General features: G+C 71.4%; 10 protein-coding genes. 4 read left to right on the top strand and 6 right to left on the bottom strand.

The window, feature by feature from the left end; genetic code table 11:
• Positions 1-7: 7 nt before the first annotated feature.
• A complete protein-coding gene (locus AB0B57_RS25005; protein ID WP_357074424.1) occupies positions 8-586 on the bottom strand; it encodes a TetR/AcrR family transcriptional regulator in 579 nt (192 codons plus the stop codon).
• A gap of 69 nt (positions 587-655) precedes the next feature.
• The gene (locus tag AB0B57_RS25000) at positions 656-1,273 is read right to left on the bottom strand and encodes a TetR/AcrR family transcriptional regulator (protein ID WP_357074421.1); all 618 of its coding nucleotides are present in this window, start codon (positions 1,271-1,273) and stop codon (positions 656-658) included.
• 141 nt (positions 1,274-1,414) lie between these two features.
• On the opposite strand from AB0B57_RS25000, the gene AB0B57_RS24995 reads away from it, so the two are divergent.
• The gene (locus AB0B57_RS24995; RefSeq protein ID WP_357074418.1) at positions 1,415-2,617 is read left to right on the top strand and encodes a low temperature requirement protein A; all 1,203 of its coding nucleotides are present in this window, start codon (positions 1,415-1,417) and stop codon (positions 2,615-2,617) included.
• A gap of 120 nt (positions 2,618-2,737) precedes the next feature.
• On the opposite strand, the gene AB0B57_RS24990 is transcribed toward AB0B57_RS24995, so the two are convergent.
• A complete protein-coding gene (locus AB0B57_RS24990) occupies positions 2,738-3,625 on the bottom strand; it encodes an RNA polymerase sigma-70 factor (RefSeq protein WP_357074415.1) in 888 nt (295 codons plus the stop codon).
• 165 nt (positions 3,626-3,790) lie between these two features.
• Here AB0B57_RS24990 and AB0B57_RS24985 point away from each other — a divergent pair, with 165 nt between their 5' ends.
• Entirely contained in the window at positions 3,791-4,174 is a 384-nt protein-coding gene (locus tag AB0B57_RS24985; protein WP_357074412.1) for a DoxX family protein, read from the top strand.
• 19 nt (positions 4,175-4,193) lie between these two features.
• Here the strand turns inward: AB0B57_RS24985 and AB0B57_RS24980 are convergent, their stop codons facing one another.
• The 3 genes from AB0B57_RS24980 to AB0B57_RS24970 form a co-directional block, all read right to left on the bottom strand.
• Positions 4,194-4,673, bottom strand: coding sequence for a hypothetical protein (locus AB0B57_RS24980; RefSeq protein WP_357074409.1), 480 nt, complete (start codon positions 4,671-4,673; stop codon positions 4,194-4,196).
• 138 nt (positions 4,674-4,811) lie between these two features.
• Positions 4,812-6,899 (bottom strand): IPT/TIG domain-containing protein, encoded by a 2,088-nt coding sequence (locus AB0B57_RS24975; RefSeq protein WP_357074406.1) that lies wholly within the window; start codon positions 6,897-6,899, stop codon positions 4,812-4,814.
• Positions 6,900-7,118: 219 nt separating this feature from the next.
• Positions 7,119-9,785, bottom strand: a complete 2,667-nt coding sequence (locus AB0B57_RS24970) for a glucosidase (RefSeq protein ID WP_357074701.1) — start codon at positions 9,783-9,785, stop codon at positions 7,119-7,121.
• Between the two features lie 81 nt (positions 9,786-9,866).
• Here AB0B57_RS24970 and AB0B57_RS24965 point away from each other — a divergent pair, with 81 nt between their 5' ends.
• Together AB0B57_RS24965 and AB0B57_RS24960 are read left to right on the top strand one after the other, a co-directional pair.
• Positions 9,867-11,810, top strand: coding sequence for an amylo-alpha-1,6-glucosidase (locus tag AB0B57_RS24965; RefSeq protein ID WP_357074404.1), 1,944 nt, complete (start codon positions 9,867-9,869; stop codon positions 11,808-11,810).
• A gap of 136 nt (positions 11,811-11,946) precedes the next feature.
• A partial coding sequence (locus AB0B57_RS24960; RefSeq protein WP_357074698.1) for a glycogen/starch synthase occupies positions 11,947-12,116 on the top strand: 170 nt, incomplete at its 3' end.

Below are 12,116 nucleotides of genomic sequence, written 5' to 3'. Positions count from 1 at the left end.
CCGCTCGTCACGGCCAGCGCAGCAGCCGTTGGGCGATCAACGCCTCCCGCTCCTCCTGCCCCTCGGGTCGGAGCCGACCGCCCCGGGTGAGCATCACCACGCCGTGCAGCAGGCTCCAACCCACCTCGGCGAGGGTGTCCGGGTCGCGGCCCTCGGCCAACGGGGTCAGGGCCGCGCGCAACTCGGCGAAGACCGCCCGCGGCGCGGCCGGCACACCATCGACGCCGAGGGCCAGGTCGGGGGTCAGCGCGAGCATCGCGTCATAGACCTCCGGATTGGTGTACGCGAAGTCGAGGTACGCACTCGCGACCGCCGGCCAGGCCCCTTCGGGGCTGCCGGCGGCCTCCGCGTGCGCCTCCGCCAGATCGGCGGCCAGGTCGGCGAAGGCGCAGACGGCGACGGCGGCGAGGAGGGCCTCAAGATCTGCGAAGTGCCGGTAGAGGTCACCGACGTCGATCTCGGCCCGCTCGGCGAGCCGGCGGGTGCTCACCCCCGCCCAGCCCTCCGCCTCGGCCAGCTCTCGCGCGACCGTGACGATGAGGTCACGCCGGTCCTGTTCGGTGGCCTTCTCGGCAGGTCCGGGCACGCAGTCGAGCGTAAGGGCGGACACCTGTCGTAGTCGCCTGGTGACGGATTGGCGACTGTGCGGGCCGACTCAGGCCAGCAACGCCAACCGGTCGACGAGGGAATCCCACAGGTGCGGCGGCCAGGGGAACAGCGGCGTCGCCACCTGGAGCTGCGCGTACCCGTGCAGACCGACCCAGAGGGCCGTCGCATCGGCGAAGGGATCCGCACTCGTCGAGAGTCCCTTCGCGACGCACTCGGTGAGCGTGCGGTGGAAGACGTCGAAGGCTCCCATGCCGAGCACGGCAAGGTCGTCCGCCAGCGCCGGGGCACGATCGCGGGCCTGGCTGGCGTCCCAGACCGCCCCGAACATCAGGGCGTACCGGTGGGGCTGCCGCTCGGCGAAGGTCAGGTAGGCCGCGCTGATCGCCCGTAGACGCGCGGCGGGATCCGCGTCGTCCGGCCGGGTCAGCTCCTGCTCCAGGGCGGCGAACGCGCGCTGGGAGACCACGAGCAGGATCGAGTCCAGGTCGGGGAAGTGCGCGTAGATCGACGGTGCCGAGATGCCGGCCTCCCGGGCCACCGCCCGCAGCGTCACGCTCTGCGGATCACCACCGTCGAGCAGCTTGCCGGCGGCGCTGACGATCTCCTCGCGCAGCTGCGCGCCTTCGCCGCGCTTGTTGCGAGCCCGCGTTCTCGGTGTGGTCACCGCGTAAGCTTACACCCGTAAGGCCAGCGGACCAGGTCCCTCGCCCCCAGGTGCCAGAGCGGACCGTCGCTCGTTGGGTGAGGGGATCACCACGACGGGAGGGCACGTGGTCGCTCGACGGCACCGACCCGTGGCGCACGGATGAGCGAGCCGCGCGGCGTACGGCTGGTGCGTGGCGAGACCAGTCGGCAGCGGGCGACGTTTCTGGAACTCTTCCTCGACCTGGTCTTCGTCTTCGCCCTCACCCGGATCTCGGCGCGGGTGATCAGCGACTTCACCGACGGTCAGCGGGGCGTGTACGCGGGCCTCGGTCAGGCCCTGCTGCTGTTCCTGGCACTGTGGGCGGTCTGGTCGTTGACGGTCTGGTCGACAAGTTGGCTGGACCCGGAGGCGTCGATCGTCCAGACCGTCATCGTGCTGACGGCGGTCGGCGCCATGACGATGGCGGTCGCGGTGCCCGACGGCTTCGGCGCGCGTGCCTCCCTGTTCGCCATCACCTATGTGAGCCTCCAGATCGGCCGGGTGGTCTACTTCCACCTCGCCGGGCACGGCCGGCCCGATCCCCGGCAGACCTTCCGGGTCCTGTTCTGGTTCGGTCTGAGCGCACCGCTCTGGGTCATCGGTGGCCTGGCCGCCGAGGGTACGATCCGTGGGCCACTGTGGACCGCCGCCGTGCTGATCGACTACACCGGGCTCTTCCTCGGCTGGCCGACCCCCCGCGTCGGCGCGCAACGGATCGGCGGCCAGGCAATCGCGGCCGGGCACCTGGCCGAGCGATACCAGCAGTTCCTCCTCATCGCGATCGGTGAGGCGATCTTCGTCATCGGGCTGGCGTTCAGCGGCAGCGAATTCCACGCCGACCAGACGGCCGGCTTCGTCCTGGCACTGGCGACCACCGTCCTGCTCTGGCGGATCTACTTCCACGTCGCGGGAGGGCTGCTCGACGCCGCCATCGGCCGCTCCCGCAACGCCGCGCGGCTCGCCACCGACATGGCATCCGCCCACCTCATCATGATCGCGGGAATCGTCCTGACCGGCGTCGGCCTCGAACTGTTCATCACCGAACCCCGCGGGCATCTCCCGGCGGCGTGGCTGATCGCCATCCTCGGCGGCCCGGTGCTCTTCCTCGTCGGCCGGGCGACGCTCGAATACCAGGTGTTCGCCCGGGTGTCCCGATCCCGGATCGCTGGCCTGCTGGCCCTCGGCCTGCTGGTGCCGGTGACGCTGCGACTCGATCCGCTGAGCGCGGGGGCCGTCACCGCCGTGGTGCTGCTCGGCGTGGCGGTCGCGGACTCGCGCCGCTCACGGCAGCGCCCACCGGAGACACCCACTCCTCCGCTGTAGTGCCCCGCGGGGCAGCGATGCCGCTGTAGTGCCACCGCGGGGCAGCGATGCCGCTGTAGTGCCCCTGCGGGGCAGCGATGCCCGCCGGCCAGGCATGTTGCCCCCTTCGACGCTGCCGGCTCAACGACGCAGGCCGGCCTCGCGCCGCATGTGCGACAACTTCTCGGGGTTACGCACGGCGTAGATCGCGGTGATCAGGCCCTCGTCGAAGCGCAGCGCGATGACCGTGTCGATCCCGCCGTCGAGATGGAAGAGCAGCGCCGGGTGCCCGTTGACCTGGGCCGGTCGCAGCGACATGGCCGCGGCCCTGGCCGGTGTGCTGGCCAGCAGGCGGGCCACCCGGTCGGCCCCCGCGACGGGCCGCAGCACCGCCTGTCTGATTCCGCCGCCATCGCCGAGGAACACCACGTCCGGTGCGAGGACGTCGAGCAACCCCTGCACGTCGCCCGTCTCGACGGCCCGCCGGAACGCGTCGAGCGCACGTCGGGAGTCGGCCGGGGAAATCGCCCCGCGGGGTCGGCGCGCGGCGACATGCGCTCGTGCCCGGTGCGCGATCTGCCGGACCGCCGCCGGACTCTTGTCCACGGCTCCGGCGATCTCGTCGTAGTCCAGCGCGAAGACCTCGCGCAGCACGAACACCGCCCGCTCGGTCGGCGCGAGCGTCTCCAGCACCAGCAGCATCGCCATCGAGACGCTCTCGGCGAACTCCACGTCGTCGGCGACGTCCGGTGCGGTCAGCAGCGGCTCGGGCAACCAGGAGCCCACGTAGGACTCCCTGCGCCGGCCGACCGCGCGCAGCCGGTTGAGCGCCTGGCGGGTGGTGATCCGGACCAGGTACGCACGCGGATCCCGCACCGTCGCGAGATCCGCGTCCGCCCACCGCAGCCAGGTCTCCTGGAGTACGTCCTCGGCGTCAGCGGCCGAGCCGAGCAACTCGTAGGCGACGGTGAAGAGCAGGTTTCGGTGGGTGACGAACGCGTCGACGGCGGTGCCATCCCCACTCACCACTGTGCTCAGCTCCAGTCTTCTCGTTCTCGATCGCGTCGCCCACCAGACACCGGTCCCCCGCCCCGTGTGACACCTGGCGTCTGTGTGCCGCGTCACCCGCCGACCTGTCACAGCGCGTCGGCCGGTGGTGTCTCCTGTTCGACCCGCAACGGACGGAGGAACCTCATGAACCTGGCTCTGTGGATCGCGGCCGGACTGCTTGCCGCAGTCGCCCTGGCCGCCGGCAGCACCAAGACATTCGTACCCAAGGAGAAGTTGGCCGCCGCCAACGGCGGTGGGTGGACCGACGATGCCAGCGTAGGCTTCGTCAAGACCCTCGGGGTCCTCGAACTCCTGGCCGCGGTCGGCCTGATCCTGCCCGCCGTGCTCGACATCGCACCGGTGCTGGTGGCGGTGACCGCCGTCTGCTGGGTCCTGCTGATGGTCGGCGCGATCATCACCCACCTGCGGCACGACGAGGCGAGGTTCGTCGTGCTGAACCTTGCCTATCTCGCCCTGGCCGCCTTCGTGGCCTGGGGCCGGCTCGGCCCCGAGCCCTTCACCGGCTGACCCGGGCGAGACCAGAGCCTCAGTCGTCGGACAGCGTCTTGATGCCATGGGTCTCGAGCAGCGCGGGCATCGGGTCGGCGAGGTGCCGGTGCGCCGGTCGCCAGATGCCTCCCACGTTGACCGACGAGTTGGGCCCCGGCACGTCGTACGGACCGCCTCGGGGATAGACCGTCAGCGTGCTCCCCCACATGCCCCTCCACATCCCCGCGTCCACCCAGCCCATGCGCTCGATGTCAGCCCAGGCGTACGAGCGCCGCAGGCCGGCGCGCCCGCGCACCAGCAGCCCGATGTCGTCCGCGAGGACGGCGTTCCGCCAACGGGTGAACGCGAGGACGATCGAGGCGGTGCCGAGCAACAACCCGGCCCAACTGACCCGATCGAACAGCACCCCGACCAGGACCAGGGTGCCCACGAAAGCACCCGGAATCGCGATGGTGGGCCAGGCCCGGGACTGCCCGAGGACACGCACCTCACCTACTGGTTCGACCGACTCCCCCATGGACGTCCACGATAGTGAACGAGACACACATTCGCGTCGATCCACACGCTCTCGCGCCGCCGGCACACCTGGTGGTCGGCCTCTTCGCGCTGCGCGTCCCGGTCGGGGCCCGAACTGGGCCCCGACCGGGACCGCCGGTCAGCCGATCCGGTCGGCGGGCCGCCCGCGCCGGGTCACCAGCACGAGGACCATGCCGGCAAGAGCCAACAGCGCGCCGACCGCCAACGGTACGGCGATCGCGTCACCGGTCACCGGCAGGCTCCGCGGCAGGTAGCGGAAGACGAGCCCACTGGAGACCCCACCATCGGTGCGTACCGTGACCGTGGTGTTCCCGGCCGCGCAGGCCGGCGTACGGAAGGTCAACGAACGCCCGCCCGACGCCACGGTGACCCCGCTCGCCGGGATGGTCTGACCGCAGACGGTGACCACGGTCCGACCGGGAACGAAGCCGGAACCACGGACCGTCACGGTGCTACCGCCGGCTGCCGGCCCCTCGGCCGGGCTCAGCGCGTCGACGACCGGTGGGGCGATCCGGTACGTGAAGCCGTCCGCCCTGACGACGTCGTCACCGGGCACCTGCACTGTCACGTCCACCGGGCCGGGCAGGCCGGGCGGGGTGACCACGGTGATCGTGGTGCCGGCCGGGTTGACGGTGAACCCGGTGCCGGGCACCCCGTCGAAGGTCACGCCCGTTGCGCCGGTGAGGCCGGTCCCGGTGATCGTCACCGTGGTGCCACCCGCGGTCGGCCCGGTCGTCGGGGTCAGCCCCGTCACGGTGTGGTTACCGCCGGCGGCCAGGTACGAGTAGTCCAGCGGCGCGGACGCACCACCGCCGGTGCTCACCACCACGACCGCCGGGCCGACGGCGCCGGGCGGCGTGACCGCCGTCAACGACGTGCCCTGCGGGTCGACAGTGACGTCGGTGGCCGGAGCACCGTCGAACGTGACAGTCGTGCTCCCCGAGACGAAGCCCGTACCGGTGATCGTCACGGTCTGGCCGCCCGCCTGCGGCCCCTGGTTCGGCGCTATCGCCCCGGCGGTCGGCGCGACGGCCACGTAGGTGAAGCCGTCCGGCGCGTCCGCGTTCCCACCCGGGAGGAGCACTGTGACGTCCACCGGGCCGGCCGGCCCCGGCGGTGTGACCACGGTCAGCGACGTGCCGCCCAGGCCGACGACGAGGTTGGTGCCCGGTGTGCCACCGAAGGTCACGGCGGTCGCGCCGGTGAGGCCGGTCCCGGTGATCGTCACCGTCGTGCCACCGATGGTCGGCCCGGAGGTGGGCGAGAGACCGGTGACCACACCCCCACCGGCCAGGTACGTGTAGCCCAGCGGCGGTGCCGTGCCGTTCACCGTGCTGATCACCACCGATGCCGGGCCGATCGCGCCGGCCGGGGTGACCGCCGTGAGGGAGGTGCCGTTCGGCGCGACCGTGACGCCGGTCGCCGGCACGCCGTCGATGGTGACGGTGGTGCCACCCTGGACGAAGCCCGTACCGGTGATCGTCACGGTCTGGCCGCCCGCCTGCGGGCCCTCGTCCGGAGTGATCGTCGCGGCGGTGGGCGCCGCCGGCGGACGCGCGCAGGTAGCCTCGGCCACGATCACGGTCCCGATCGGGATGGTCGTCTGTTCGCCGAGAAGCAGGCCCGACAGGGTGAGGGCGGCCCGCACGGCGACCGCGGCGGCACCGTCGGCGGTCGTCGTCTCGACCCGGGTCAACGAGGCGCTCAGGATCGCACCCACCAGCCCCGGCACCACCACGGGCACGCTTGCCACGACCGGAGGGCCGTTCGGCTCCGGCGTCACCGCCGAGCCGAAGAGCTCCAGCCCGACAAGCGTGGTGCCGGCGCCTGTCGCACCGACCTGCGGGCAGGTCGCGGTAGCGGTGGCCTCGGTCAGGCCCAGCACCTCGACGCCGAGCGCGGCCAGGTTGAAGTCGGTGACGCGGGCGGACGCCGACGAGGAGGCCACCGCCCGGGTGGCGGTCACCTCGACGTTGCCGCTGGCGGTCACGCCGATCGACCCGGGCAGCGAGATGGCCTGGTTGTCGGTGTCGGTGCCACCGGCGGGCGGGGCGGCGGCCGTGCCTACTGTCGCGTCGGCGCTGATCACCGGCGTGCCGAGCACCACCGCGGACAGGTCGACGACCACGCCTCGCGCGCTCGCGTCACCCGGCGCCGCCCAGGCCGGCGTCCCCAGCCCCAGGGTCGCCAGGCCGACGACAAGCATCGCTGTGGATGCGGTAGTGATTCTTCGCAGGACAGAGCTCACCAATTTCCCCCGTTCAGATCGACTGACGGGCGTGCTCGGCGGTCGATACCCGTCAACGACTGAACGATGAAAAACAGGACAAGTTATGGCATTAGGTACATTTCTCCCCCGATCACGCCCCAAGGGAGTGCGCGGCGCGAGCAGATCTTGCGGGCCGGGCGGACGTGGGGATGGTGGTCAGCGGCGGAGGGTGAGGATCAGGTCGGCTACCAGGGCTGTCCAGCCGGTCTGGTGCCAGGCTCCCAGGCCGGCCCCGTTGTCACCGTGGAAGTACTCGGGGAAGGAGATCAGGTCCCGCCAGTCCGGGTGGGTCTGGAACATTTGGGCGGCACCGTAGATCGGCCGTCGACCCCAGTCGTCCTGGGTGAAGAGCGAGATCAGCCGGGCGGAGAGGTCGTCGGCGATCTCGTCGAGCGAGCGCTTCACCCCGGAGCGGGTCGGGTACTCCACCTGGAGGTCGTCGCCGAAGAACGCCGCGTAGTCGCGCAGCGCGCTGACCAGCAGGAAGTTCGTCGGCATCCAGATTGGACCACGCCAGTTGGAGTTGCCGCCGAACAGGCCGCTCGTCGACTCGGCCGGCTCGTAGCCGACGGAGAACTCCTGGCCGCCGAGGGTGACCGAGAACGGCTTGTCCAGGTGCGCACGAGACAGCGTACGCAGGCCGAAGTCGGACAGAAACTCGTCGGGGTCGAGCATCCGGGCGAGCAGTCGGACCACCTGCTCCTGACCGACCATGGACAGCAGTCGCTGCTGCCGGCCGTCCGGGCCCAGCCGGCGGGTGCCGATCACCTGCGCGTACTCCGGGCGGTTGGTGAGGAACCAGCGCAACCGCGCGCCCAACTCCGGTAGGCGGTGCAGGGTCTTCGCGGTGAGCCGGGTGGTCGCGGCCAACGGCAGCAGGCCGACGACGGAACGGACCTTCAACGGCACCTTCGTGCCGTCGACGAGGCGCAGCACGTCGTAGAAGAACGCGTCCTCGTCGTCCCACAACCCCTGTTCGTACGCGGCGGCGGCGATGTAGAGGAAGTGCTCGAAGAACTTGGTGGCGGTGTCCACCCAGGTCCGGTCATGCTCGGCGAGCACGATGGCCATGTCCAGCAGGTTGAGCGCGTACATGGCCATCCAGCCGGTGCCGTCGGACTGCTCCAGCACACCGGCCACCGGCAGCGCCGCCGACCTGTCGAACGGCCCGACGTTGTCCAGCCCGAGGAAACCGCCCTCGAAGACGTTGTTGCCGCCGGTGTCCTTGCGGTTGACCCACCAGGTGAAGTTGAGCAGCAGCTTGTGCATCACCCGGCCCAGGAACTCGTAGTCCCGACCCCCGTCGATCTCGAACACCTTCAGCGCCGCCCACGCGTGCACCGGCGGGTTCACGTCGCCGAACGCCCACTCGTACGCCGGAATCTGTCCGTTGGGATGCAGGTACCACTCGCGCAGCAGGAGCAGCAGTTGTTCCTTGGCGAAGCCCGGGTCGACCCGGGCGATGCTGACGCAGTGGAAGGCCAGGTCCCAGGCCGCGTACCAGGGATATTCCCACGGGTCGGGCATGGAGATGACGTCGAAACTGGTCATGTGCCACCAGGCGCTGTTGCGCCCGTGTCGACGACCGGCCGGCGGTGTCGAACCCGGGTCGCCCTCGAGCCAGCGTTTGACGTCGAAGTGGTAGAACTGCTTGCCCCACATCAGCCCGGCGATGGCCTGCCGGGCCACCAGCGCCTCGTCGGCGGTGGCGGCCGATGGGATGACACCGGCGAAGAAGCGGTTCGCCTCGGCCCGCCGCGCCCACACCACGGCCTCGAAGCCCTCGCTGAGGTCGGCCGGGGGTGGCGGCGCGGCGGCCGGCGGCGACGCGGTGCGGGTCAGCCGCAGCCGGATCTGGCGTTGCCCACCGGCCGGCACGTCCAGCACGTAGTGCAGCGCGCCCTTGGTGCCCTCCCGCGCGGGGTTGACGGTGGCCGCGCCGTTGACGACGTGGTCGTTGATGCCGTCCTTGGGGTACGGCGAGCGGCCGGGCAGACCCCAGAGCCGTTCGGCGTTGGTGTCGTTGTCGCAGAGCAGCGGCACCGGGCCGCCGTCACCCTCCAGCAGCAGTTGGCCGAGCACCCGGTGCTCGCCGACGAGCCGGGTGCCCTGGCCGGTCAGTTTCGGGATGCGGTCACCACCGGGCAGGCCCCACGCCCACGTGTTGCGGAACCACAGGGTGGGCAGCACGTGCAGGGTCGCCGCCCGGTCGCCCCGGTTGGCCACGGTGACGACCATGCACAGGTCGGTCGGGGACGCCTTGGCGTAGTCGACGGTCACCGCCCAGTACCTGTCGTCGTCGAAGATGCCGGTGTCGACAAGCTCGTACTCGGTGTCGTCGCGGCCGCGCAACGCGTTCACCGCGACGAGTTCGTCGTACGGGAAGGCGGCCTGCGGGTAGTGGTAGCGCCAGCGCATCCAGGAGTGCGTTGGAGTCGAGTCGAGATACCACCAGTACTCTTTCGCGTCCTCGCCGTGGTTGCCGGTGTCGCCGCCGAGGCCGAACATCCGTTCCTTGAGGATCGGGTCCTTGCCGTTCCACAGTGCGAGGGCGAACGCGAAGGTCTGTCGTTCGTCGCAGACGCCCGCCATCCCGTCTTCGTTCCACCGGTAAGCTCTGGACCGCGCGTGGTCATGTGGGAAGTAGTCCCAGGCCGTACCGTGCTCGCTGTAGTCCTCCCGTACCGTCCCCCACGCCCGTTCGGACAGATAGGGACCCCATGCGCGCCAGTCCTGCTCCCCCGAGTCCGCCTGGGCGAGCCGGAGCCGCTCGGCGTCGGGTGGCGAGGCGTCGGAGGACGATCGGTCAGTGATCACGTGCATATCTTTGACGTCGCCGCGGTACTTGACCACAGCGGCCATTCTCGTCGTGGCGTGTTACACCCCGCCGCCGGTGGAGGAAAGTTGATTGACATTCACTTCGGCCCGCAGGTCTGCGGCGATCTGACCAGCGCGGCCAGCCGGGAGTGGCTGGTTCCGGACGGTCTCGGCGGCTACGCGATGGGCACCGTCGCCGGGCTGCGGACCCGCCGCTACCACGGTCTGCTGGTGGTTCCCGGCGAAACCCCGGCGTCTCGCCAGGTGGGACTGGTGAGTCTCGATCCGGCGGTCACCCTGCCGTCCGGTGCGCGGGTCCGGCTCGGCGCGCACGAGTGGTCCTCCGGCGACGTGGATCCGCGCGGCTTCGAGCTGTTGGAACGCTTCGACCTGGTCGACGGCCTGCCCCGGTGGCGGTGGCGGATCGGGTCGGTGGTGATCGAACGGGAGGTGGCCATGCTGCCCGGCCGCTCCTGTGTGGCGGTGGTGCACCGGCTGGTCGCCGGCGGGCCCGTCCGGCTGGAGCTGTCCGCCGCCTGCACGTGGCGCGACGCGCACGGCGAGCGGCGAGCCGACGGCCCGACCCCGCAGGTCGAGTCGGTGGCCGGCGGCGCGGTGGTCGAGGGCGCGTACCGACTGGCCGGGCCGGGCTGGACGCCGGAGGGGCAGTGGTGGCTGGGCGTGCACCACCGCGAGGAGGCCAACCGGGGCCTGCACCCGGACGAGGATCTCTGGTACGCGGGGCGTTTCGTCGGCGAGTTGGACCGCCCCGGCGACACGGTGTCGGTGCGGGCCTGGGCCGATCCGCTCGACCTGGAGCCACCGTCGGCGGAGGAGATCGTGGCGACGGCCCGGCGGCGCAACCGGCAGGTGGTGGCGACGGCGAAGCCGGCCGACGACGTGGAGGCCACCCTGGCGCTGGCCGCCGACGCGTTCGTGGTGCGCTCAGGCGACGCGGCGGTGGACGTGGTCGCCGGTTACCCCTGGTTCGGGGCCTGGTCCCGGGACACGATGATCTCGTACGAGGGGTTGTTCCTCTGCACCGGTCGGGCCGACCTGGGCCGGGCGCTGCTGCGGTCGTACGCGGCGACGCTGTCCGAGGGGATGCTGGCCAACACGGCCGACACCGGCCGGGTGGAGTACAACACCGTCGACGGCACCTTGTGGTTCCTGCACGCGGTGAGCCGGCACGTCACGGTCACCGGTGACACCGATCTCGGCGACGAGTTGCTGCCCGCGCTGCGTGCGGTGATCGACGCCCACGTGGCCGGCACCCGCTACGGGATCGCCGTCGACCCGGCCGACGGGCTGCTCGGCCAGGGTGCCGCCGGCACCGCGCTGACCTGGATGGATGCCCGCGTGTACGGGGTGCCGGTCACCCCGCGTACCGGCAAGCCGGTCGAGGTCAACGCGTTGTGGATCAACGGGCTGGCCGGGCTCGCGGAGTTGACCGAGCTGGCCGGGCAGGACGCGGACGAGCTGTGGCGACGGCACGGGCAGGCGACCGCCTCGTTCCGGGAGCGGTTCCCGGCACCGACCGGCTGGCTGCACGACGTGCTGGACGCGCCCGCTCCGGCGTACCCCCTGGGTGGGGCCGCCCTGCACGACGACGACGCGCTGCGTCCCAACCAGTTGCTGGCCTGGTCTCTGCCGTTCGCGCCGCTGGAGCCGGAGGAGGCGACGCTGCGCCGCGTCGCGGACGGGTTGCTCACCCCGCTCGGGCCGCGCAGCCTCGCGGAGGATTCGACCGAGTTCGTGGGCCGGCACCGGGGTGGCCCGGCCGAGCGGGACGGGGGCTACCACCAGGGCACGGTGTGGCCGTGGCTGCTCGGCCCGTACATCGACGCCGCCCGCCGGGGGAAGATGTCAGTCGATGACACATTCGTTGGGATTGAGTCTCATCTGACCGAATATGGATTAGGCTCGGTAAGCGAGACGGCCGACGGCCTCGCGCCGCACGCCGCGACCGGCTGCCCATTCCAGGCGTGGTCGGTGGCCGAGCTGCTGCGGGTGCGCCGGAAGGGCCAGTAGCGCTTTACACGACCGCAACGGTGGTGTCGCCGCCGGTTATCTCGGTCCCGGCAGGATTGGCCCCGATCCAGACGCGACGGCGACATCAATCCGGTGTCGGTCGGCGCGCGCCCGGGGACAACTCAAAGGGGGCCGCATGTCACCCGACGCCCACGTGATCGACATCCACCCCGCCCGGCAGCTGCGGGTGCTGATGCTGTCCTGGGAATATCCGCCGGTGCTCGTCGGCGGCCTCGGCCGCCACGTGCACGCCCTCTCCGTCGCCCTCGCCGCCGCCGGCCACGAGGTCACCGTCGTCACCCGCCA

The sequence above is a fragment of the Micromonospora sp. NPDC049101 genome (genome assembly GCF_040648675.1).
Classification (GTDB): domain Bacteria; phylum Actinomycetota; class Actinomycetes; order Mycobacteriales; family Micromonosporaceae; genus Micromonospora.
Note: the sequence above shows the minus strand (reverse complement) of the source record. Positions and strands in the feature narration are given on the sequence as shown.